At 60.7% G+C, this 23,482-nt stretch carries 22 protein-coding genes; 11 read left to right on the forward strand and 11 right to left on the reverse strand.

Features of this window, described 5'->3' with window-relative positions; all coding sequences use genetic code 11:
* Positions 1–24 precede the first annotated feature (24 nt).
* From ACA051_RS13225 to ACA051_RS13250, 6 genes are all read right to left on the reverse strand, one after another.
* A complete protein-coding gene (locus tag ACA051_RS13225) occupies positions 25–342 on the reverse strand; it encodes a DUF2388 domain-containing protein (RefSeq protein ID WP_403101891.1) in 318 nt (105 codons plus the stop codon).
* 106 nt (positions 343–448) lie between these two features.
* A complete protein-coding gene (locus tag ACA051_RS13230) occupies positions 449–1,219 on the reverse strand; it encodes a PA4824 family protein (RefSeq protein ID WP_497375144.1) in 771 nt (256 codons plus the stop codon).
* Positions 1,220–1,441: 222 nt separating this feature from the next.
* Entirely contained in the window at positions 1,442–1,795 is a 354-nt protein-coding gene (locus ACA051_RS13235; RefSeq protein ID WP_497375146.1) for a DUF2493 domain-containing protein, read from the reverse strand.
* Positions 1,783–3,438: a Na/Pi cotransporter family protein gene (locus ACA051_RS13240; protein WP_497375147.1), complete on the reverse strand. Its 1,656-nt coding sequence runs from the start codon at positions 3,436–3,438 to the stop codon at positions 1,783–1,785. Before ACA051_RS13240 ends, ACA051_RS13235 begins: the two co-directional genes overlap by 13 nt.
* A 188-nt stretch (positions 3,439–3,626) precedes the next feature.
* Entirely contained in the window at positions 3,627–6,347 is a 2,721-nt protein-coding gene (gene mgtA / locus ACA051_RS13245) for a magnesium-translocating P-type ATPase (protein WP_497375149.1), read from the reverse strand.
* A gap of 286 nt (positions 6,348–6,633) precedes the next feature.
* A complete protein-coding gene (locus tag ACA051_RS13250) occupies positions 6,634–6,909 on the reverse strand; it encodes a hypothetical protein (RefSeq protein ID WP_497310206.1) in 276 nt (91 codons plus the stop codon).
* 702 nt (positions 6,910–7,611) lie between these two features.
* Between ACA051_RS13250 and ACA051_RS13255 the strand changes: the two genes are divergently transcribed.
* From ACA051_RS13255 to ACA051_RS13265, 3 genes are all read left to right on the forward strand, one after another.
* Positions 7,612–8,550 carry a cyclase family protein gene (locus tag ACA051_RS13255; protein ID WP_497310207.1) on the forward strand — a complete coding sequence of 313 codons (939 nt, stop codon included), beginning with the start codon at positions 7,612–7,614 and terminating at the stop codon, positions 8,548–8,550.
* Positions 8,551–8,614: 64 nt separating this feature from the next.
* A complete protein-coding gene (locus tag ACA051_RS13260) occupies positions 8,615–9,403 on the forward strand; it encodes an SDR family oxidoreductase (RefSeq protein ID WP_497310208.1) in 789 nt (262 codons plus the stop codon).
* Between the two features lie 396 nt (positions 9,404–9,799).
* Positions 9,800–10,393: a DinB family protein gene (locus ACA051_RS13265; protein WP_497310209.1), complete on the forward strand. Its 594-nt coding sequence runs from the start codon at positions 9,800–9,802 to the stop codon at positions 10,391–10,393.
* On the opposite strand, the gene ACA051_RS13270 is transcribed toward ACA051_RS13265, so the two are convergent.
* From ACA051_RS13270 to ACA051_RS13280, 3 genes are all read right to left on the reverse strand, one after another.
* Positions 10,314–11,234, reverse strand: coding sequence for a LysR substrate-binding domain-containing protein (locus ACA051_RS13270; RefSeq protein ID WP_497375151.1), 921 nt, complete (start codon positions 11,232–11,234; stop codon positions 10,314–10,316). The two genes, ACA051_RS13265 and ACA051_RS13270, sit on opposite strands and share 80 nt — an antisense overlap.
* A gap of 313 nt (positions 11,235–11,547) precedes the next feature.
* Positions 11,548–11,907, reverse strand: coding sequence for a DUF6124 family protein (locus tag ACA051_RS13275; RefSeq protein WP_094471914.1), 360 nt, complete (start codon positions 11,905–11,907; stop codon positions 11,548–11,550).
* Positions 11,908–12,506: 599 nt separating this feature from the next.
* Entirely contained in the window at positions 12,507–13,412 is a 906-nt protein-coding gene (locus ACA051_RS13280; protein ID WP_497375154.1) for a LysR substrate-binding domain-containing protein, read from the reverse strand.
* Between the two features lie 118 nt (positions 13,413–13,530).
* Between ACA051_RS13280 and ACA051_RS13285 the strand changes: the two genes are divergently transcribed.
* The 3 genes from ACA051_RS13285 to ACA051_RS13295 are packed head-to-tail and all read left to right on the forward strand — an operon-like array spanning position 13,531 to position 15,784.
* Positions 13,531–14,538, forward strand: coding sequence for an aldo/keto reductase (locus ACA051_RS13285; protein ID WP_497310212.1), 1,008 nt, complete (start codon positions 13,531–13,533; stop codon positions 14,536–14,538).
* An 11-nt stretch (positions 14,539–14,549) separates the two neighbouring features.
* A complete protein-coding gene (locus ACA051_RS13290; protein ID WP_214384449.1) occupies positions 14,550–15,347 on the forward strand; it encodes an SDR family NAD(P)-dependent oxidoreductase in 798 nt (265 codons plus the stop codon).
* A gap of 26 nt (positions 15,348–15,373) precedes the next feature.
* Positions 15,374–15,784 (forward strand): SRPBCC family protein, encoded by a 411-nt coding sequence (locus ACA051_RS13295; RefSeq protein WP_497310213.1) that lies wholly within the window; start codon positions 15,374–15,376, stop codon positions 15,782–15,784.
* A gap of 179 nt (positions 15,785–15,963) precedes the next feature.
* Here ACA051_RS13295 and ACA051_RS13300 read toward each other — a convergent pair whose 3' ends face one another.
* Complete coding sequence (locus ACA051_RS13300) at positions 15,964–17,358, reverse strand: sensor histidine kinase (RefSeq protein WP_497375156.1); 1,395 nt, start codon at positions 17,356–17,358, stop codon at positions 15,964–15,966.
* Positions 17,336–18,019 (reverse strand): response regulator transcription factor, encoded by a 684-nt coding sequence (locus ACA051_RS13305; RefSeq protein ID WP_010455216.1) that lies wholly within the window; start codon positions 18,017–18,019, stop codon positions 17,336–17,338. Before ACA051_RS13305 ends, ACA051_RS13300 begins: the two co-directional genes overlap by 23 nt.
* Before the next feature lie 376 nt (positions 18,020–18,395).
* On the opposite strand from ACA051_RS13305, the gene ACA051_RS13310 reads away from it, so the two are divergent.
* The 5 genes from ACA051_RS13310 to hcnC all read left to right on the forward strand — a co-directional run bounded on the left by ACA051_RS13310 (position 18,396) and on the right by hcnC (position 23,381).
* Positions 18,396–19,337 (forward strand): hypothetical protein, encoded by a 942-nt coding sequence (locus ACA051_RS13310; RefSeq protein WP_497375158.1) that lies wholly within the window; start codon positions 18,396–18,398, stop codon positions 19,335–19,337.
* A gap of 304 nt (positions 19,338–19,641) precedes the next feature.
* Entirely contained in the window at positions 19,642–20,181 is a 540-nt protein-coding gene (locus ACA051_RS13315) for a hypothetical protein (RefSeq protein ID WP_497310216.1), read from the forward strand.
* A 236-nt stretch (positions 20,182–20,417) separates the two neighbouring features.
* Positions 20,418–20,732 (forward strand): cyanide-forming glycine dehydrogenase subunit HcnA, encoded by a 315-nt coding sequence (hcnA, locus tag ACA051_RS13320; protein WP_497310217.1) that lies wholly within the window; start codon positions 20,418–20,420, stop codon positions 20,730–20,732.
* Positions 20,729–22,138: a cyanide-forming glycine dehydrogenase subunit HcnB gene (gene hcnB, locus ACA051_RS13325; RefSeq protein WP_497375160.1), complete on the forward strand. Its 1,410-nt coding sequence runs from the start codon at positions 20,729–20,731 to the stop codon at positions 22,136–22,138. The genes hcnA and hcnB overlap by 4 nt, the downstream gene beginning before the upstream one ends.
* Complete coding sequence (hcnC, locus tag ACA051_RS13330) at positions 22,131–23,381, forward strand: cyanide-forming glycine dehydrogenase subunit HcnC (protein WP_497310219.1); 1,251 nt, start codon at positions 22,131–22,133, stop codon at positions 23,379–23,381. Before hcnB ends, hcnC begins: the two co-directional genes overlap by 8 nt.
* Positions 23,382–23,482 lie beyond the last annotated feature (101 nt).

Raw genomic sequence — 23,482 nt, forward strand, 5'->3', positions numbered from 1 at the left:
GCCCCACCGTTACCTTTTCAACCTTCATTGGCCCGCAGCAGCGCCTTCCTGGATGAGGATGGCTCTGGCCAGCTCTTCGTCGCTGGCTTTGAGTCCGGGATTTTCCTGGCGAATCTGATTCAACACCGACTCCAAGTACACACCGCGAATCGTACCGCCACTGGCCACGAAGCTGGAGGCGTCATCACGGGCGGGAATCGCCAGTTTGTTATCCTTGAACGTCGAATACAGCGATGCGGAAACCCCGGCAGAGGTGGCGACATCGCCTGCGTCCACTTTGGCGAAGGCCGAACCGACGGGCAAACACAACATGAATGAGGAGATGATAATCAGACGGCGCATAGCGATGTCCTCTGAAGCGTGAAGCAAAAAAGGAAGTACCTCATCATTTAGGATGCCCGGCGATCGTCAGGAGTTCCCTGTCGATCCGTTCTGCGCGCCCTATCGTTCAAAAACGCAGCGTTGCTCCGGTGGTCAGCCACTGATCTCGTTCCCCGGTCAGGTTGCGGCCCACGATCAGATCCACGTCGATGCGTTCACCGACATGCAGCCTCGGCCCGGCCTGCCACGCCTGTTCGCCGCCTTGCTGGCCGTAGCGTTCAGCAATCAGCGTCAGGGAACGGGCCAGGTCGTATTCGACGCCGGTGCCCCAGGTCCAGCGATGGTTGTGCTCGCCATCGTCATAGGCATGGGTCCAGCCGGCATTGAGGTTCAGGCGCAGGGTTTCGATCGGTTGGTAGGTGAAGGGCAGGTTCAGGTCGGCGCCATCGAAGGCGTGGGCCCGATTGAAGGCAAAGTGAGTCGAACCCGCCAGCGCCAATGCAAGGCCAAGGTCTTCCCGTGAGAATATTTGCGCCTTGAATTGCGGGCTCAACTGGGTTTCCGAGTCCCCGTCATCGCGGCTGTGCTGCACGGCGGCGCCGAGTTGCACGTTGGGCAGGCCCTTGAACGTGCAATCCTGTGACACCACGCTGGTGCTGGATGAACCGTGCCGACCGTTTTGATACCAAGCATCGATGTTGCATTCTCCGGGCGCGTTGATTCCGGCGTCATCCACCGCATACGCACCGCCGGCAGCGTTGGCGCGGGAGATGAAGCTGAGCACCGCAATCAGGCCCAGGGTGACGCTGACGAACAACAAATTGCGTCGCAGGCGCCGGCCTTGGGCGGCTGGCAGACTGCGCACGAAGGACGCGAATAGACGAGTGGGTTTTTGCATGAGTGTTACCTCGAAGTTTTTTGAATGTGTCCAGCCCCTGACGCGATCGTGTAGCAGCTGCCGAGCTGCGCGAGGCTGCGTTCGGCGACGAAGTCGTCGTAAACCCTGCGGACGCGGTTTTACTGGCGCACCGCGGGGGCTGATTTCACGACGACTTCGTCGCCGAACGCAGCCTCGCGCAGCTCGGCAGCTGCGACACGATCGCGTTGTGGCTGAGAATGGTCAGCCCCGATCCGCTACCGATAAGGTTTGCAAACCGGCCATCCGGGCCTGGGCGACCAGTTCCTCGGTGTCTTCGCCGCCGGGCAGGGCGATCACCACGTCAGGTCGGCTGTCGAGCAACATGAAGTGGTTGCGCAGGCGTTCAGCCGACTTGCCGTGGCGCTGCCAGTTGGGCGGGTAGCGCACGATGTCGGCGCCGTGTTCCCGGGCCCATTCCTCGATGTCACCGCCCAGGTATTGATTGCCGCCATGGATCAGCACCCGCACCGGGTGCAGGCGCTGGAAGGCGTCGAGGACCCGTCGGCACAGACGGCTGTCGGCGTAATAGCGGCCCGCGCAGATCAAGAGGCGCATGAGGGATTCTCCTTGGTCAGGTCGGTGCTCTCGACCGGTTGCTCGCCGGCACGCTCCAGCAGCGGATAGCCCAAGGCGGCGATGTGGTGATGCACGCGGCGGTAATCGCGCAAGACCCGCTGGAAGATGTCGCCGGATTCGGCCCAGGTATTTTTGTCCTCCTGCAACTTGCGAAAGTGCTCGCGGCTGGCGTGGGCTTCGAGCCTTCTGACGGTCTCCTTGCGATGGATCAAGTGGTGCGCGGTGGCAATGTCTTCACGCAGGAACACGGTGATCGCCAGGCTCAGGCTTTCCAGCAACGCGTCGTGCAGCGGCGCGATGTTGCCCAGTTCGAACGCCGAGAACTGTTCGCCACGGCGCAAGCGGCGCATGGCCAACTGCGTCAGGCTGCTGGAAAGAATGTCCGCTGCATGTTCGAGGTTGATCACGAACAGCAGGATTTCCTGGGAGCGATCGGCATCGCTGTCACTGATGCCTTCCTTGCCGATGTCCGCCAGGTAAGCGCGAATGGCTGCGCCCAGCAGGTCCAGGGACTGATCGATGCGCCGCACTTCATCGGCACAGGCGGGCGCCGAGGTGTGGAACAGCTGCACCAGTCGGCCGAGCATCGCCGAGAGCATGTCGGCCATGCGCAGCGCTTCCCGAGCCGCGTTGGACAGGCCGATGTTGGCCACTTCCAGGCCCGCTTCGTCCAGGTAGTGCGGCATGCCCGGATCGACATCCCGCTCAGGTGCCGGCAGCAGATGGGTGAGCCCTTTGGCGAGCACATCGGTCAGGCCGATGAACACCAGCGCCAGCAGCAGATTGAACCCCGTGTGCAGTGACACCACCAGCACCGACGGCTCCAGCTTCAACTCGGCCAGCAGCCCGGCAAACGGCAACACCACCAGGGCACCCACCGCACGCACCAGCAGATTGCCCAGCGGCAAGCGTCGGCCGACGCTGGAACCGGCATTGATCACCGAAGGCAGCGCACCGCCAATGTTCACCCCGAGCACCAGCGCGACGAGGGTAGTTGCCGACAGCAGGCCGGTGGCGGCCAGCGAGACAATCAGCAACACCACGGCGACGCTGGAATGGCACAGCCAGGTGAGGATCAGCGCCACCAGCAATGCAATCAGCAGATCGCCGTCCAGGCTCTGCATGATCAGTTGGAAGACCGATGTGCCTTCGACATCCGCCAGTGTTGAACCGAGCATGCGCAGGGCCAACAACATCAGCCCCAGACCGATCAGCGCACAACCGACGCTTTCGTAGCGTGAGTCATCGCGCAGCCGGAACACCATCAAACCCGCGAGCAACACGATGGGTGTGAGGATTGAAACGTCGACGCTGAGCAGTTGCACCACCAGGGTCGAACCGATATTGGCGCCGAGCATCACCGCCAGCGCGGGCGCCAGACCCAGGGTGCCGGCGGCCGTGAACGACGTCGCCATCAGGCTGACGGCGGTGCTGCTTTGCAGGATGCCGGTGATGCCGATACCCGAAAGCAGCGCCATCCAGCGGTTGTTCAAGTTGTGGCCCAGCCACTGACGCAGTGGCGTGCCGAAGCCGCGCAACAACGCCGAAGAAATCATGTGAGTGCCCCAGAGCAATAGTGCGATGGAGCCTGCGAGGTTGATCAGTAGAGTCGTTCCCGACATCAGGACTCTCCCTTATCAGTAGGGTTAAGCGCGTCTCCCTGTGGGAGCGGGCTTGCTCGCGAATGCGGTGGGTCATTCAGCATCGATGTTGACTGACAGTCCGCATTCGCGAGCAAGCCCGCTCCCACAATGGGATTGTGGTGTTCAGGTGATTTGGGTTTGCCCCCGCACTTCGGGGGCTCAGGCCTTCAGAACCACTGCTTGAAGCGGCGGATGTAGATCGTCTTCATGATCTGCGCGAACACGCAGTAGCTGAGCAGGGTGCCCACCAGCCAAGGGAAGTACGCCCACGGCAGCGGTTGCAGGCCGACCAAAGTGCCCAGTGGCGAGAACGGAATGTAGATACCCAGCGCCATCACCAATCCAGTCATCAGGATCACCGGCAACGCCGCCGTGCTCTGGAAGAACGGAATCTTCTGGGTGCGCAACATGTGCACCACCAATGTCTGCGACAGCAGCCCTTCGATGAACCAGCCGGACTGGAACAGGCTCTGCATTTCCACGCTGTTGGCGGCGAACACGTACCACATCAGGGCGAAGGTGGTGATGTCGAACACCGACGAGGTCGGCCCGATCCACAGCATGAAACGGCCAATGTTTTTCGCGTCCCACTTACGCGGTTTGCGCAGGAATTCCTTGTCCATCTTGTCCCACGGCAACGACAGCTGAGAGATGTCGTACATGAGGTTTTGCAGCAGCAAGTGGATCGACAGCATCGGCAGGAACGGAATGAACGCACTGGCCACCAGCACCGAGAACACGTTGCCGAAGTTCGAGCTGGCGGTCATGTTCAGGTACTTCATGATATTGCCGAAGGTCTCGCGGCCTTTGAGCACGCCTTCCTCCAGCACCATCAGGCTCTTCTCCAGCAGAATGATGTCGGCCGATTCCTTGGCGATGTCGGTGCCGCTGTCCACCGAAATGCCGACATCGGCATCGCGCAGGGCAGGGGCGTCATTGATGCCGTCACCGAGGAAACCCACGGTGTGACCGTTGGCCTGCAACGCCTTGAGCACCCGGGACTTTTGCAGCGGCGTCAGCTTGGCGAACACCGTGCGCTCCTCGACCCGCAGCTTGAGGGTGGTGTCGTCCATGTTCTCGATGTCTGGCCCGAGCAGCGGCGTGCCGGGTTCCAGCCCGACTTCGCGGCAGATCTTGCAAGTCACCACGGCGTTGTCGCCGGTCAGCACCTTGACGGTCACGCCCATGTCGCGCAGCGCGGCAATCGCCGGGCCCGCGGTTTCCTTCGGTGGATCGAGAAAGGTCAGGAAGCCACGAATCACCAGCTCGCGCTCATCCGCGGTGTTGTACTGGTTTTTGCTCTGTGCTTTCGGGATCTCGCGGGTGGCGACCAGCAGCACCCGGAAACCGTCCTCGTTGTACTCGTTGGCCAGGGCCAGCAGGTCTTTGCGGCGCTGTGCATCGAGTGCCACGACCGTGCCGTTTTCGTGAATGTGGCTGGCGATGCTGAGCATTTCCTCGACCGCGCCTTTGCACACCATCAGGTGATCGTCGCGGCTGTCCTTGACGATGATCGACAGGCGCCGACGGACGAAGTCGAACGGCAACTCATCGACCTTGCTGTAGGCGAACGGCACTCTGAATTTTGGATTGGCGTTGGCGAACTGCACCACGGCCTGGTCCATCAGGTTTTTCAGACCGCTCTGGTGATGGCTGTTGAGCCACGCCAGTTCGAGGATCGTGTCGTCGCGCCGGCCGTTGCTGTCGACGTGGTGCTCAAGAATGATCTTGTCCTGAGTCAGGGTGCCGGTCTTGTCGGTGCACAGCACATCCATCGAACCGAAGTTCTGGATCGCATTGAGGCGCTTGACCACCACTTTGCGCTTGGCCATGGCCATCGCGCCTTTGGCCAGGTTAGCGCTGACAATCATCGGCAGCATTTCCGGGGTCAGGCCGACCGCGACTGCCAGCGCAAACAGGAACGCGTCACTCCAGTCGCCCTTGGAAAAGCCGTTGAGCAGGAACACGATCGGCACCATGACCAGCATGAAGCGGATCAACAACCAGCTGACGCTGTTCACCCCGCGGTCGAAGGCCGTTTGCACCCGCGACCCGACAATCGCTTTGGCCAGCGAGCCAAAGTAGGTGCGTGGACCGGTCGCGACCACCACCGCTTTGGCGGTGCCGCTGACCACGTTGGTGCCCATGAAGCAGATGTTCGGCAGGTCCAGCAGGTTGGATTGATCGGCGGCGCTGCGGGTCGCCGACTTCTGTGCGACGTCGCCCAGGGTGTCGTACTTCTCGACGGGCAAGGCTTCGCCGGTCAGCACCGCCTGACTGATGAACAGGTCGCGGGATTCGATCAGGCGGATGTCCGCCGGGATCATGTCGCCGGCGCTGAGCTGGACGATGTCGCCGGCCACCAGTTCGCGCATCGGCACTTCGCGCAGCACCGGGCCGTTGCCTTTTTGTCCGCGCCGCAGCACGGTCGCGGTGGTGCGGACCATGGCTTTGAGGGCTTCGGCGGATTTGGCCGAGCGGTATTCCTGCCAGAACCGCAGCAGGCTGCTCAGGGTGACCATGGTCATGATAATGATGACCTTGGTCAGGTCCGCCTCGTCACCTTCGCCCTGGCTGATCGGCAGCCAGTAATCGGTGAAGAAACTGATGCCGGCCAGGGTCAGCAGGACATAGATGAAGGGATTGTTCAGGGCTTTGAGCAGTTGGACGAGGGCGTGAGGCGGCTTGTCGTGGGCGACTTCGTTGAAGCCTGCGCGGGCCAGCCGGCCTTCGGCCTCGAGTTCAGTCAAACCGTCAGGGGTGGCGTTGAGATTGGAGAGGGTCACGGCCAGGCCGTTTTGCGCTTCCCGAGCGGCGCGCATCGACAGTTTGGCGTTGTCGCTGCTGGCGCCTTTGGCGCGAGTATCCGGCGTTTTTACAGTCGTCATTGTGTGTGCTCCTGCCGCCGTCTTGCGGCACGACACACGGGCCGCTCATCTATTCATAGGCGAGCGAATGTATGTCGAGTCGCAAACAGGCGATCAATTTCGAAAGTGTTGTTTTCTTGTGTTTTAACGTTCGCTGCGTATCAATGGAAAGTTGATACGCAGCGAACCGTCTACTGGCTTCATCCATAACTAACTCCGATAACTTAGTGTTTTAACAGGCAATAAGAAGTTGCCGAATTCCCTATTAAGGAAAACGTTGTTGGAAGGACTTTGAAGTGCCTTCAGGTCAACTGAATGTGCGGGCTCCGCGGGTCAGGCCGAGCATTCGCGCAATGCGCCGACTCGGTGGTTCCTGGCTGTCGTCGAAGTTCCAGCGTTGCTGAAGCCGGCCCGTCATCGGGCAGACGCGCCAGTTGGCACGAGGGTGTGCCTTGGCAGGGGCAGAAGGGGTGGAAAACGGGGCATTGACCCGTGTCGTCAACAGACGCTCACGGCACAGCTTGACCCGCATGGTCGATGCAAAGGCGCGCACGCCCGGCATTACGGTGGTTTTGAAGTTCATAACATGCCTCTGGACCGGACGGACGCCGGTGAGGCAAGTTACGGAGGAGCATCAAGCTCTGGCGCAGCTCACCCGACCGATAAGTCGAGTCCCGTCATTGACCGGATTATGTGCCAGGTTCCGCGAATTCGCAGTGACCCGACAGCGACTAGATACTGTGTCCATTGGATTCTTTTGTGAGTTGAAAAAAGGCCTTCGTCGAAGGCCCGGGCAATTTACTCAGGGAGGTCGGTGAAGTCAACCTTCAATGCCCGCTAAATGCCGAGTTGAATGGAAAAACGTCGAATCTTTATATTGAAGTTGAAAGCGGTTCAGCTAAATGACAGTTAGTTGCAACCTGTGATTAACGAGAGAAACGTTTGCGATAATCCCTCGGCGAAATTCCGAGATTGCGCTGAAAGGTAAAACGCATGCGTTCTTCATCGCCAAATCCGCACTGAGTTCAACCTTCAAACGACGAAATGGCCACCAACCCCCTAAATGCCCTCCTGCTTACAACATTCCCTGTAGGAGTGAGCCTGCTCGCGATAGCGATCGGTCAGCCAACGTCGATGCTGAATGACCCACCGCTATCGCGAGCAGGCTCACTCCCACAGGTGTCACTCGTGACTATCCAGAACAATTGTATTGTCGATAGCTGTCTGTTTCGGCGCAGACGGGCTGCGTACCTTGGGTCCACTGCAACCTCACAAGGACCCGCTCATGCTCACCCGATTGGTACTGCCGTTTGCCCTGTTGTTCACCCTCCATGCCGCCCACGCGGCGGATAGCGAAAAATGGTATCCCTCGAAATACGGCGCCAACGACGAAATCGGCGCGCTGAACCTGCTGAACGCCGAGTCGGTGATCAACGCCTCCAAACTGATCAAGACCGGCAAAACCTATCCGCTGGCCGTGCCCATCGACAAAACCCTGCCAGCCTTCCGTCATCGCAGCTTCCACCTGACCAACATCCAGCCGGGCGAAGCGGGCGGCACCACGATGGGGCCGAACAAATTCACCTTCAACGATGAACTGGTGGTCGGCTGGACCGGTGTCGGTACCCAACTCAACGGTATCGGCCACATCGGCATCGACAACGTCTACTACAACGGCAACCGTGCTGCGGACTTCGTCACCGTTGAAGGCGTGAAAAAACTCGGCATCGAAAAAGTCCCGCCCATCGTCACCCGTGGCGTGGTGCTGGACATGACCGCCGTATACGGCAGCGCCATCGTGCCGGAGAAAACCGAGTTCAGCGTGGCCGACATTCAGAAGGCACTGGACCTGCAAGGCATCAGCATCCAGAAAGGCGACGTGGTGCTGTTCAACACCGGTTGGCTTGAACTGCTGGGCAAGGACAACGAGAAATTCCTCGCCGTGGAGCCGGGCATCGGCATGGCGGCGGCAAAATGGCTGGCGGACAAACAGATCGTTGCGTTCGGCGGCGACACCTGGGCTTCGGAAATCTATCCGGCGAAAGACGGCCAGGAATTCCCGGTCAACCAGTTCATGCTGGCCAAGAACGGCATCTACAACCTTGAGCTGATCGACAGCCGCGCGCTAGTGAAGGACAAGGCCTGGGAATTCATGTTCGTCCTCGGACAGCCACTGTACAAAGGCTCGACCCAGGTCAACATCAACCCGGTCGCAATTCACTGACATCAGCAGTGGTAACGTAGAAACGTCCACCAACTTATTCACTCAACACCACAGGAGCACCCTCATGGATTTGGCTATATCGGGGCGCTGGGCGATTGTCTGCGCTTCCAGCAAAGGGCTGGGTCTGGCTTGCGCGCGCGCCTTGGCGAAGGAGGGCGTCAACCTGGTGATTAACGCGCGCGGCAGCGAAGCCTTGCAGGTCGCCGCCGAACAATTGCGCAGCCTGGCGCCGTCCATTGACGTGCGCACGGTGACCGGCGACATCAGTGATCCGCAGGTGCGAAAACAGGTGCTGGCGGCGTGCCCGCAGGTCGACATCCTGATCAACAACGCCGGTGGCCCGCCGCCGGGGGACTTCCGCGACTGGCAGCGCGAAGACTGGCTGAAGGCGCTGGATGCCAACATGCTCACGCCCATTGAGCTGATCAAAGCGTGCGTCGACGGCATGGCCGAGCGCGGGTTCGGACGCATCGTCAACATCACCTCGGGCGCCGTCAAAGCGCCTATTGATGTGCTGGGGCTGTCCAATGGCGCCCGTAGCGGATTGACCGGATTCATCGCCGGGCTCGCACGGCAGTCGCGGCTGGCCGGGCACAACGTGACCCTCAACAACCTGCTACCCGGACCGTTCGAGACCGAGCGTTTGCACAAGACCTTGAGCGCGGCCGCCGAGGCCAATGGCGCCAGCGTCGAGAGCGTTAGCGAACAGCGGCGCAAAAACGTACCAGCCCAGCGCTTCGGCCAGCCTGATGAGTTCGGTGCGTATTGCGCGTTCATTTGCAGCGCCCAGGCCGGTTTCCTCACCGGGCAAAACCTGTTGCTGGACGGCGGCAGTTACCCGGGAACGTTCTGATTGTTTGGCTTGAAAGGAGCGCAAGCAGGTGAGCGTCGATATCGAATGCTTGGTGGTCGGCACCGGAGTGGTCGGCCTGGCGCTGGCTGATCGGCTGGTGCAACGCCTGACACCGCAATCCTTGTAGCAGCTGTCGAGCCCCGGCGAGGCTGCGTTCGGCGACGAAGTCGTCGTAAAACCTGCGAATGGGGACTTCCTGAAAAACCGCGTCGCCTGATTTCACGACAGCTGCGCTGCCGAACGCAGCCTCGCCGGGGCTCGACAGCTGCTACAAGTCGAACGCAGCAACTGCTACACCCGCCGCGTTGCGGTGAAGTGCCGGTTATCAGCGTTCACGCTGCCACCCGCCGAGCGGTCTATGCTTGCCAGTGCGCCCATCGTAATGGGAGAACTCTGATGATCAACATACGCACTGCCCGCATGCTTGCCGATTACCAGCAATGGGCCGATCAGCGCCTCTTTGACAGCCTGGCCGCGCTGCCGCCGGGGGAGGTCAACAAAGAGCGGGTGTCGGTGTTCAAAAACATGATCGGCACCCTGAACCACATCTACGTCGTGGACTGCATCTGGCAGGCTCACCTCGAAGGCCGAGGGCACGGCTTCAAAACCTCACACGATCTGCTGCATCCCGACCTGGCTGGTTTGCGCATGGCGCAAAAGGAGATCGATCACTGGTATTGCAACTGGAGTGCCCGACAGACCGAGAGGTCGCTGGATAAGCCCGTCGAGTTCACGTTTGTCTCGGGCGAGAGCGGCACCATGAGCGCCGGCGCGATGCTGCTGCACGTGGTCAATCACGCCAGTTACCACCGTGGCTGGGTGATCCAGATGTATTTCGACATCCCGGCGATGCCACCGATGACCGACATGCCGATCTTCCTGCGCGAGACCGACCCGGATTTCAACGCGCTCAGAGCACCGGCAGTTCAGCCGACATGTGTTGCGCAATTCGCGAGCGCAACCAACGTTCTGCCGGATCGTTATCGTTGACCCCGTTCCAGACCATGGACAGTTCGGACAGCACCATGTCAAACGGCGGGTCATCGGCCCGCAACTGGTTGCTGCCTTCGATCAGCGCACACGCCGCGTAATCTGGCACTGTGGCCAGCATATCGGTGCCGGCCAGCAAGGCGCGCAGCCCGGCGAACTGCGGCACCGCCAGCACCACGCGCCGCAAACGGCCGATGCGCGCAAGATCGTTGTCGATGGCACCGGTCAAATCCCCGGAAAACGACACCAGCGCGTGAGGGCGTTCGCAATACGCATCCAGGGTCAGGGGACCGGGACGGTTATCGCCACGCAGAATCTTCACGCTCAGGTCCCGCAGTTTCTTGCGCTTGGCATTGGCCGGCAGTTCCGTCGTGTAGCTGATCCCGACGGAAATTTCCCCGGAGGCGAGCATCGGCGACATCAGCAGGTAATTCACCCGTCGCACCACCACCACGACGTTCTGCGCCTCTTCGCGGATTTGCTTGAGCAGCGGCGGAAACAGGCCGAATTCGGCGTCGTCGGACAAGCCGATACGAAACACATCGCGGCTGGTGGATGGATCGAAATCCTTGGCCCGGCTGACCGCGCCGGAGATGGTGTCCATCGCCGGCTGCAATTCCTTGAGAATCACCAGGGCGCGCTGCGTCGGCTCCAACACCCGGCCATTGCGCACCAGCAACGGGTCGTCGAACAGATCGCGCAACTTGGCCAGCGAAGCACTGACCGCAGGCTGACCGAGGAACAGTTTCTCCCCGGCCCGGGTCAGGTTCTTCTCGAACATCAACGTTTCGAAAATCACCAGCAGGTTCATGTCCACGCGGCGCAGGTCGTTGCGGTTCATGTGGGGTTACTCGCAGGGTTTTGGGGTCTTTTCAGTAAAGCACCAAAGCCTGGGGCGAGGGAGCTTGCTCCCGCTCGAATGCGCAGCAGTCGCAAATCCTGTGCATGCTGTGTACCTGATTGATCGCGGTTACAGGTTTTGGGGCCGCTTCGCGACCCAGCGGGAGCAAGCTCCCTCGCCACAGGGTTTTGTGAGTTCCACGAGAAAAGGGGACGCATCTATTTATCTGTCCGCTGGGCCGCGAAGCGGTCCCAAAAAAAGGGACCGCTGCACAATTCAACGTCAGTTATTCACTCACCACAGCAAGCGGCACTTATTTGGGCAGATCAATCGTATCCAACACCCGATTCGCCGTGATCTCGGCCATCATGATGCTGTTGGAAATACCCAGCAGGGCGTAGCGCGACTCTCCCTCCAAGTGATCCACCAACTGGTGGACCATCACGTCGACCGAGGCGAGTATTTCGACCAGATAAACCGCCAGGGTTTCGGCCGTGGCCTCGGGGTCTACGGAGAACAAAGTGCTGCGGGTTCGCGGGGTGGCTTTGATGTCGGCGTTTGATGGGAAATGGAAGTCGAGCGCGCGCTCGGCGGCCTCGTTGAGTTTTTTTGAATCGGGTTCGTAGGGGGAGACCGGGTCGGTTTCAGGTGGGTTGGGCGTAACTTTGAACATAGGTGCTTCCCTTATGTAGTAGGGACCGCAACCATCTCGCGACTAAACGGAGGGTGGCAGCCGTGCGCAAGTTAGTCGACCGGCAAGGAAAAGCAAAAATCCGGCGCGTCCGAAGACGCCTTGCGCACAGCTGCCATAAAGTACAGGCGAATACCTGACTGACGATGCTCGTGCGACCGCTTTACCTTAGCCGGGCGACTAAACCCGATCACTGATGAGCAGTGACGGGAATCAAGTTACCGAGCGGCCCCTAGGCGCACAAGCCGGCGGATTCTGGCGTAGCCGTAGGCAACGGCGCAAGGTTTTGTAGCTTTCAGGAAGTATCTGTGAGGGTGTTTAAACAAGCACCGTTTCAGGCTTAAACAGACGAACGCGACAGCATCTATTCATCCACCCAGCTTTGTGGGTTGCACAGATTGAGAGGTCACCACCACTTCATCTGTGGGTCAAAGCACAAAACCGCGATGAACAAATCTCATGCGTGGGATTTGCGCTGTTCGGGCCGGACCCTTCGCGAGCAAGCCCGCTCCCACAGGGGGACGCATTCCAAATGTGGGAGCGGGCTTGCTCGCGAAGAGGCCCGTCGACCCAGCGCAAATTTAGCTGCTGTGAACCGGCCCCGATTCCGTCAGCACCTTCCTGAACGTCTCCACCAGCGGCCGCAGATTGATCCGGTGCCACGCCGCCCACAGCGGTCTTGTGAAGCAAATCCACGGCACTTCCCGCAGGACCACGCCCGGCGGTGCATTGCGGCTCAAGCCTTTCTGAATCATGGCGATGCCCAGTCCCGAGGCCACCAGAGCCAATGCAGTGAAGGGGCCGGTGGCTTCCATGCGGATGTCCGGGGTGAAGCCGGCGCGGATGCAGGCGCTGACGAAGTCTTGGCGGTTGGTGACATTCTGGTGGTGCTGCACACCGATCCACTCCTGATTGGCGAGGTCGGCCGGGGTCAATATTGTCTGGTTAGCCAGTGGATGATGCTCAGGCAATGCCAGCAACATCGGGTCATCCAGTACCTGGAAACCCAACAAATCCGGATCGTCGGCGACAGGCGGCTCACTGACCAGAGCGATGTCCAGACTACGCTGGCGCAAGCCTTCGAGCTGTTCGGCGGAGCGCAGGTTGTACAACGCAACGTGCACGTTCGGCCGGTCGACGCGCAGCACCCGCAGGGCATTGGGCAGCACGCCGGCGTGCATGGCGTTTTCGATGTAGCCGATGCACAGGCCGCCTTCTTCGCCGCGACCGAGGCGTTTGCCCAGGGATTCGAGGCGGCTGGCATGGGTCAGCAGGGCGTGGGTTTCGGCGAGGAAGGTCTGGCCGTCGCGGGTCAGGCGGATGCGCTGCTGGCTGCGTTCGAACAGGGTCAGGCCCAGGCGTTCTTCGAGCTGGGCGATCTGCCGGCTCAGGGGCGATTGGGAAATGTGCAAACGTTCGGCGGCGCGACCGACGTGTTCTTCTTCGGCGACGGCGACGAAGTAGCGCAATTGGCGGATGTCGATCATGTCAGACCTGTCAGGACTTAAGTGCTGCACATTATGTCTTGGACGGTCCGATCATCGCAATCTAGGATCTGCCCAACGGTCACTCAACTGACCTCTGAAACTGACGAGGATTTGAACCATGAGCTTGAAAGACAAACTGCCCGGCGCGCTGGGTTTCGGTACCGCCCCGTTGGGCAACATGTTTCGCGCCATTCCTGAAGATGAGGCTCAGGCCACCGTGCACGCGGCCTGGGAGGCTGGCGTGCGTTACTTCGACACCGCGCCGTTTTACGGTTCGGGCCTGTCGGAGATTCGCCTGGGCGCCGCGCTGGCCCGCTACAACCGCGACGACTACGTGCTGAGCAGCAAAGTCGGCCGCGTCATCCTGGACGAAATAGAAGACGCCTCGGCCCGTGACCTGGGCGAGAAGAGTGGGGTGTTCGAACACGGCCGCCCGAACAAGATCGTCAACGACTACAGCGCCGACGCGACGATGCGCTCCATCGAAGACAGCCTCAAGCGCCTTCAGACCGATCGCCTGGACATCGTCTGGGTGCACGACATCGCCCAGGATTTCTACGGCGACCAGTGGCTTGAATACTTCAACCAGGCCCGCACTGGCGCCTTCAAAGTGCTGACCCGTTTGCGCGAAGAAGGCGTGATCAAGGGCTGGGGGCTGGGCGTGAACAAGGTCGAACCTTGCGAACTGACTCTTGATCTGACCGAAGCGCAGCCGGACGGTTTTCTGCTCGCGGGTCGCTACACTCTTCTCGACCACGACCGGGCCTTGCAACGTCTGATGGACGCGGCCCTGGCGCAGAATGTCGAAATCGTGGTTGGCGGTCCTTACAGCTCGGGCATTCTGGCCGGTGGCACCCATTTCGAGTACCAGAAAGCCAGCCCGGCAATCGTCAACAAAGTCGAGCAGATCAAACGCATTGCGGCTGCCCACGGTGTCGACATCAAGGCCGCCGCTTTGCAATTCTCGTTGGCCAACCCGGCCGTGGCGGCAGTGATTCCGGGCTCCAGCCGTCCGGACCGGATTGCTGAAGACGTTGCCGCTCTGACGGCGGTGATTCCCACTGCGTTCTGGCAGGCGATGCGCGATGCGAAACTGGTGAGCGAACGCGCTCCATTGCCAATCTGAGGAGTTTGAGCATGAAGATCGATCTGACTGGAAAACTCGCCATTGTCAGCGGCAGCACCGCCGGCATTGGCTTGGGCATCAGCAAGGCGCTGGCCGAATCCGGCGCCACGGTGGTGGTGATCGGCCGCGAGACGGCCAAGGTCGAACAGGCGCTGGCGAGCATTCGCCAGAGCGTGCCGGGCGCGCAACTGCGTGGCCTGACCGCCGACCTCGGCACGGCCGAAGGTGCCGAGCAGTTGTTCGCCGCTGAACCGCGAGCGGACATCCTGGTGAACAACCTCGGGATCTTCAACGAGGTGGATTTTTTCGACACGCCAGACAGTGAGTGGACGCGTTTCTATGAGGTCAACGTGATCTCCGGCGTGCGCCTGTCCCGGCATTACGTGCCGGACATGGTCAAGCAGGGCTGGGGCCGGGTGATTTTCCTGTCCTCGGAATCCGGCATCGCAATCCCGGCCGACATGCTCAATTATGGCGTGACCAAAAGCGCCAACCTCGCGGTGTCCCACGGCCTTGCCAAGCGGCTGGCGGGGACTGGCGTGACGGTCAACGCGATCCTGCCCGGCCCGACGCTGACCGATGGCCTGGAGCAGATGCTCAAGGACGCCACCGCCGAATCGGGGCGCAGCGTCCGGGAAGAAGCCGATGCGTTTGTGCGCAAGGCCCGGCCGACGTCGATCATCCAGCGTGTGGCGAATGTCGAGGAAGTCGCGAACCTGGTGGCCTACATCGCCTCACCGCTGTCCTCGGCCACGACGGGCGCGGCATTGCGGGTCGACGGCGGCGTCGTCGACAGCATGGCTATCTGAATTTATTGATTGAGAGAGAGGGTTACATGGCAAAGGCATCAGCGTTTATCGACATTCCGGCTTCGGCCGATGAGGTGTGGCAATTGATTGGCGGCTTCGACACGCTACCGGACTGGCTGCCGTTTATCCCGAAAAGCGAACTGAGTGAAGGCGGGCGGGTGCGCAGCCTGCAAACGTCCGACGGGGCGGTGGTGGTTGAGCGGTTGGAGACGTTTGATAACGCCGGAAAGACTTACAGCTACTCGATTTTGCAGGCGCCGTTTCCGGCGACGGAGTACCTGGCGACGATCAAGGTCGAGGCACAAGGGCAGGGGGCTCGGGTGACGTGGTCGGGGCGGTTTGCGCCCGTCGGTGTCAGTGAGGCAGAGGTTGAGGCGTTGTTTGCCGGGATTTATCAGGGCGGGCTCGAGGCCCTGCGGGCGAACTACCCAACCTAGCAGTACAACGCAACCTTTGTAGCAGCTGCCGAGCCTGCGAGGCTGCGTTCGGCGACGCAGTCGTCGTAAAACCTGCGAACGCGGTTTTCCTGATACACCGCAGGGTTTGATTTCACGACGACTGCGTCGCCGAACGCAGCCTCGCAGGCTCGGCAGCTGCTACGCAATGGTGCGGGGCTTCAGGTCTGTGGAATCAGGTTCTCCCCACAATCGAGTACCAACTTCGCGCCGCCCAGTTCACTGGTGCCCACTTCCAGCGCAAACCCGTGCAGGCTGACAATCGCCGCGACGATCGACAGGCCCAAGCCGAACCCGCTTTTCTGATTACCACCTTCGGCACGGTAAAAACGCTGGAACACCGCTTCACGTTCGCTTTCCGGGATGCCGGGTCCTGAGTCGAGCACTTCGATTCGCGAGTGCCCAGCGTCATTGACCCCGCGCAAGATCACCTCGCCACCGGGCGGGGTAAATTTGATCGAGTTGCTCAGCAGGTTCGCCACGGCTTCAAACAACAGCGCCCGATCGCCGTTCAACATCGGTAACGATGCCGGCAATTGCAGCTTGAACACCAGCTCGCCTTCCTCCGCCAGCGGCAGGTAAAAGTCATGCAGCTCCTGCAACAACGGCACCGGATCCAGCTGCACAAAACCCGAACGCCGCTGGCGATCCTCCAGTTCGGAAATCCGCAGCAATCCACGAAACCGCGCCATCAAGGTATCGGCTTCACCGAGCACCGAGTCCAGCTGCACGGCCAGCGTCGAGCCGTCATCCGCCTGCTGCTGGATCCGGTACAACTGCGCCCGCAAGCGCGTCAGCGGTGTGCGCAGGTCATGGGCGATGTTGTCGCACACGCCCTTGACCTCGTTCATCAACCGTTCAATGCGTTCGAGCATGGCGTTGACGATGGCGGCGAGCATGTCCAGTTCATCGCGGCGGTTGGACAGCGGCAAACGCCGGGTCAGGTCACCCGCGACGATGGCTTCGGCGCTCGCCTGAATCGCACGAATCCGCCGCAATGGGCGCCGTCGCAGCAAATGCCAACCGGCGATGCCGGGCAGGATGGTCAGCGTCACGCCCCAGAACAACGCGTGCAGAATGATCCGGGTCACCGCAAACAACGAACCGTTATCGCGCACCAGCACCAGCCAGCGACCGTCCTTGGTCTGGGTCGCGACCGCGTCGCAACTGTCGGCGGGCAGGCTCGGGCTGTCAGATTCAGCACAGTCGCCGAGCATGTGGATCTTGCCATCCAGCGGCAAGCCCTCGGGCATGCGCTGCAGCGCACCGCTGAGGTAGCGGTGTTGAGCGTCGAACAGGCCATAGGCGTCGATACCGCGAATATCGAAGGTCATGCTGACGGCGAGGGCGTCGGCCAATTGTTCGCCCTGAAAGTGCGAAAACAGGTGCTGACGCTGCATCAGCGAGTGCTTGGCCAGGTTGTCCAGGTAGGCGGACACCTCGTAGTACATGACCCCCATCAGAATCCCGCTCCAGATCACGAACAGCGAACTGTAGAGCGCGAGCAGGCGGCTGCTGGATGAACGCCAGCCGTTAGAGGGGTTCAGCAATGACATAACCCGAGCCTCGCACGGTCCGAATCAATGGGACTTTGCCTGGCGGGTCGATCTTCTTGCGCAGCCGGCCGATGTGCACATCGATGAGGTTGGTGCCGGGGTCGAAGTGATACCCCCAGACCTCTTCGAAAATCATCATCCGCGACAGAATCTGCCCGGTGTTGCGCATGAGGAATTCCAGCAGCTTGTATTCGGTGGGCAACAGCGTCAGCAGCTGATCGTCGCGGCTGGCTTCGTGGCTGATCAGGTTCAACTCAAGATCGGCGACTCGCAGCGTAGTCGCCTGAGCGGTCACGGTGTTCTGGCGACGTAGCAGCACTTCGACCCGGGCGGCCATTTCATCGGTGGCGAACGGCTTGGTCAGGTAATCATCGCCGCCAGCGCGCAAGCCGCGCACCCGCTCATCGACGTCGGAGAGGGCGCTGATCATCAGGATCGGCGTGGCCACGCCCATGGTCCGCAGGGTGGTGACAATCGCCAGGCCATCGAGCTCCGGCAGCATGCGGTCGAGGGTGATCAGGTCATAGTTGCCGCTGACCGCACGCTCCAGGCCTTCGCGTCCGTTGTTGACCCAATCGACGTCGAGGCCGTGGCTACTGAGTTCGGCGACGATTTCCCGGGCGGTCACGGCGTCGTCTTCGATGGTCAAGATGCGGGTCATAGGGCGTGCCTGATAGTCAGTTCATGGCGGAGTGAGGGGGCATTTTGCCCATAAATGCTTGCCGACTTTCTAAATAAAACTTCACGTAAAGGAAAGACAAGAGATCGCAGCCTCGTTTCACTCGACAGCTGCTACAAGGGATACGCATTTCTATGTGGCAGCTGTCGAGTGAAACGAGGCTGCGAGCTTTTGATCTTCAATGCAGAAAACCCGCTGCTATTGCCCGTTCCTTGCAATTTGCATGAAAACTGGAAGTTCAAACTTTGTAAGGCATTGAAATTAAACAATTTATTGGATTGTCGCGACTGGCACGGTGACTGCACTTCCTCCTTCGAAGAGTTGTAACACCATCTTTCCTGCCTGGAGCGATACAACAATGAATAGATCCTCTGATGGTTTCTATCCTGCCGCAGAAGAATCAAGCACGCTCTCGGGTGTGTCCTGGGGCGCGATCTTCGCCGGTGCCGCTGCAGCGGCGGCGTTGTCGCTGATTCTGGTGCTGCTGGGATTTGGCCTGGGATTCTCGGCCGTTTCTCCGTGGGCCAACGAAGGCGTGAGTGCCAAGGGCCTGGGCATTTCAACGATCGTGTGGCTGGCGGTGACGCAAATCGTGGCGTCCGGGCTCGGTGGTTACATTGCCGGTCGACTGCGGGTGAAGTGGGCCAACATGCACGGCGATGAAGTTTATTTCCGTGACACGGCCCATGGCTTCCTGGCCTGGTGCGTGGCCACGCTGGTGACCGCAACGCTGGTCGTCGGCTCGGTCAGCAGCATTGTCAGCGGCGGCGTGCAAGCCGGGGCGAGTGTGGTCGGTGGCGCGGCGAGTGCCGCGACTCAGGCCGCTGGCACCGCTGCGGGCAGCACGGACAGCGACCAATATGGCTACTTCGTTGACAGCCTGTTCCGCGATGATCGTCCGGCTGCCGTCAGTGATGACGCCGCCCGTAGCACCGTGACTCGCATCTTCGTCCGCTCCCTGAGCAACGACGGTCAACTGTCTGCCGAAGACCGGACTTACCTGGCGCAATTGGTCGCCCAGCGCACCAACCTGACCCAGGCCGATGCCGAACGCCGTGTCGATGAAGTCTATATGCGCACCCAGAAAGCCGTGGCCGACGCCAAGCTCGCTGCGCAACAAGCGGCTGACACCGCCGCCAAAGTTGCTGCCTGGACTTCGTTGTGGATGTTCATTGCGCTGCTGATCGGCGCGTTTTTCGCCAGCCTTGCCGCGACCTTCGGCGGTCGTCGTCGGGATGCCGTGGAGTATGTGGAAACTGACGCTTATGTGACCACCACCTCGGTGCCCCCTGTTCGCTAACCCAGGAGAATTACCATGCGCTCATTACTGCTGTTCTTTCTTGGCGTGCCCATCCCGATCATCATCCTGATCGCCCTGTTCATGCATTGATCGACTGAGGCTCATGCCTCTGCCGCTTCCGCCTCTGGTGGAAGCGGCGTTTTGCTTTCTGGCGTCCAATAAAGCGAAGATGCACCACTGTGAGAGCGAGCCTGCTCGCGATAGCGGACTTTCAGTCGATGATGATGTCGCCTGATGCACCGCTTTCGTGAGCAGGCTCGCTCCCACATTTATTTTGCATTGATTCAAGAAGGGGAGAAGGACGTTGGACAAGAAGGAAATCAAACGGCAACTGCTGGCGATGCTCGACGCCGGGCGCTCCAAAACCGAGACGTTCAAGGCGTTCTCAGGTGGGGCAGTCAAGGATCGGGTGCTGGCTTACTGGATTGGTGCCCGGCCGGATCCGGCCCTGCGGGAAAAGCATTCACGCAAGGTCACCCTTCTGATCGCGCTGACCTGCATTCAGGCATTGCTGGGTGCGGTCTCCGGGTTTTACCTGGGCGCGATGATCGGCCCCGGTGCCGTGGTGTTCTTTACCCTGTTTGCGGCGTTGGTGCCGCTGGCGTTTGCCTGGGGTTTCCACAAGAACGTGGCACAGGCCTACACCATTTACGCGATTCTAACCGTCAGCCAGATTTCGCGGATGTTCAAAGGCTATGAAGAAGACCCGGTGATGACGGTGGTCAGCGTCGCAATCACCCTGGGCATGGTGATCTTCGTCGCCTGGGTGAAAAACCTGTTGTTCCCGGACCTGGGCTTCGTGGGCTCGAAAAAGGTCAAGGGCGAGTACGTGTTCTCCAACTGATCGACAGGTTGGGGTGCGGCGTATTTCACTGGCCTGGATCAATATTCTCTTGCGCGATATCTCCTACCGTAAAAGATCCAAGCCCCTTCTGCGGCTTCGACTACATTGCTTTGACGCGCACCCTGTTGCGCTGTCGAAGTACCGGAGCGAGCTTTTTGCCTAGCCGTTGGCCCGCAAGGTGTAGTGCAGCAAGGAGCTGTGGAACCTCACCTGAACTCTCATGGATGAACATCGCAATGCCACGTTTAGAAAGAACCTTCGATATCCAGCCGCTGTCGCGTGCGGATATGACTGTGCACATCAATGGCCAGCCGGTCAGCGCCGCCCTCGGTGAAACCGTTCTCACGGTCATTCAATCCCTTGGCCTGCGCCAGGTGGCCCGAAACGATCACGATCAAATCAGCGGCGCCTATTGCGGCATGGGCGTGTGCCAATGCTGCCTGGTGAAAATCAATGGCCGGCACAAACGTCGCGCCTGCCAGACCGTGGTGCGTGACGGCATGCGGGTCGAAACCCAAGTCAACCGCCTCGTTGAGCAGGAGGGTGTATGAGCCTGCTTCCGGTGATCGTCGGCGGTGGGCCGGCAGGGATGGCGGCGGCCATTGAACTGGCCCGGCACGGCGTGCGTTGCACGTTGCTTGAAGAAGCGTCGCGGCTGGGCGGCGTGGTCTATCGCGGACCGTTGCGCGATGGCGTGCAACTCGACTATCTGGGGCCGCGCTACTCAGAAGCACTGGCCAGTTTGCATGGGGAATTTCAGGCGCACGCATCGCTGATCGATGTGCGCCTGAATCACCGCGTGGTCGGCGCCGAAGGTACGCGCGCGTTGGTGGTGCTGGACAGCGAGGACCAGCTGCAGGAAGTCGAATATCCGCAATTGCTGCTCGCCGCCGGTTGCCATGAGCGCAGCGTGCCGTTTCCTGGCTGGACCTTGCCCGGCGTGATCCTGCTGGGCGGCCTGCAATTACAAATCAAGAGCGGGGTGGTCAAGCCTCAGGGCCCGGTGGTGATTGCCGGCACGGGGCCTTTATTGCCGTTGGTGGCCTGTCAGTTGCACGCGTCCGGCGTGACCGTCGCCGGTGTTTACGAGGCCTGCGCGTTCGGCAAGATCGCTCGGGAAAGCCTGTCACTGCTGAACAAACCGCAGTTGTTCCTCGATGGCTTGAGCATGCTTGCGTTCCTCAAACTGCATGGCATACCGATGCATTACGGCTGGGGCGTGGTGGCGGCGCAGGGCGAAGGAGAGCTGAATGGTGTGACCGTGGCGCCGTACTCCAGCACCTGGGTGCCAGACCTGAGCCGTGCCGAGCAGGTTGCTGCGCAAACCCTGGCGGTCGGTTACGGTTTCATTCCTCGCACCCAACTCAGTCAGCAGATGGGCCTGAACCATGGCTTCAGCGATGACGGTTACCTGCGGGCCAGTGCCAATATCTGGCAGCAAAGCAGTGAGCCTCACGTGCACTTGGCCGGTGACATGGGCGGGATTCGCGGTGGCGAAGCGGCGATGCTCGCGGGACGGATTGCGGCCACATCGATCCTGCTTCAACGGGACGTGCTGGACGCGGAATTGGCCCTGGTACGGCGCAATCGTTATTTGTCGAAACTCAAGGCCATCGTGCGCTTTCGCGCGGCGGTCGATCGCTACACCGAGCGCGGCGCCGGGCAAACCGCGCTGCCAGCCGCCGACACGGTGATTTGCCGTTGCGAACACGCGACCCGCGCCGACATCGACCGGGCGTTGGAGCAGGGCGTGCAAGACCTGGCCAGCCTGAAAATGCGCACTCGGGTGAGCATGGGCGATTGCCAGGGGCGGATGTGCGTCGGCTATTGCACCGACCGCTTGCGCGAAGTCACTGGCCGCCAGGATGTGGGCTGGTTGCGGCCGCGCTTCCCGATCGATCCGATTCCCTTTTCTGCATTCACCTGCGTCGGCATGGAGGCCGCCAATCATGAGTAAGTTTTATGACGTGGTCATCGCCGGTGGCGGTGTGATCGGGGCGTCCTGCGCCTATCAGTTGTCCAAGCGCCAAAACCTCAAGGTCGCCTTGATCGACTGCAAGCGCCCGGGCAACGCAACCCGCGCATCAGCCGGCGGCTTATGGGCGATTGGCGAGTCAGTGGGGCTGGGCTGCGGGGTGATTTTCTTTCGCATGATGTCGGCCAGCCGCAAGCGCGAAGCCCAGGGTTCGGCGGTGGTGGTGGATTCCAACACGCCGCACATCCTGCCGCCGTCGTTCTTCGATTTTGCCTTGCAGTCCAACGCGATGTACCCGGCGCTGCACCAGGAGTTGAAAGACCATCACGGGATGGATTTCAAGTTCGAAAAGACCGGCCTGAAATTCGTCATCTATGACGAAGAGGACCGCCTCTACGCCGAGCACATCGTCGCCTGCATTCCGCACCTGGCCGATCAGGTGCGCTGGCTCGATCAGGCGGCGCTGCGCGAGGCCGAGCCGAGTGTCAGCCATGAGGCGAGCGGGGCGCTGGAATTTCTCTGCGACCACCAAGTCAGTCCGTTCCGACTGGCCGATGCCTACACCGAAGGCGCGCGGCAGAACGGCGTGGACCTGTATTTCAACACCAACGTCACTGGGGTCTTGCACCATGGATCCCGGGTCAGCGGTGTGCAAACGGCCGAGGCCGGGGTGTTTCACTGCAACACCCTGATTAACGCAGCGGGCGCCTGGGCGGCGGATTTGAGTGAGCAGGCCACCGGCATCCGGATTCCGGTGAAACCGGTGAAGGGGCAGATTCTGCTGACCGAGCGCCTGCCGAAAATCCTCAACGGCTGCCTGACCACCAGCGATTGTTATGTGGCGCAGAAGGACAATGGCGAGATCCTGATCGGTAGCACCACGGAAGATAAAGGCTTCGACGTGACCACCACCTACCCGGAAATTGCCGGGCTGGTGCAGGGGGCGGTGCGGTGTATTCCCGAGTTGGCGGACGTCAACCTCAAACGGACCTGGGCAGGGCTGCGGCCGGGGTCGCCGGATGAGTTGCCGATCTTGGGTCCGATGAACGGGGTGGAGGGGTATCTCAATGCCTGTGGGCATTTCCGCACGGGGATTCTGACGTCGGCGATTACCGGGGTGTTGCTGGATAAGCTGGTTAACAACGAATCGCTGCCGCTGGATATCTCACCGTTTTTGGCGGATCGGTTTGAGGTGCAGACCGTTGAGCTGAAGAAGTTGGCCTGACATTAGACCGCGTTATCGTTCTTCGCGGGAAAGCCTCGTTCCTACAGGTCCGGTGCCCCCTGTAGGAGCGAGGCTTGCCCGCGAAGGCGACATCACCATCA

The organism is Pseudomonas sp. LBUM1669 (assembly GCF_059695705.1).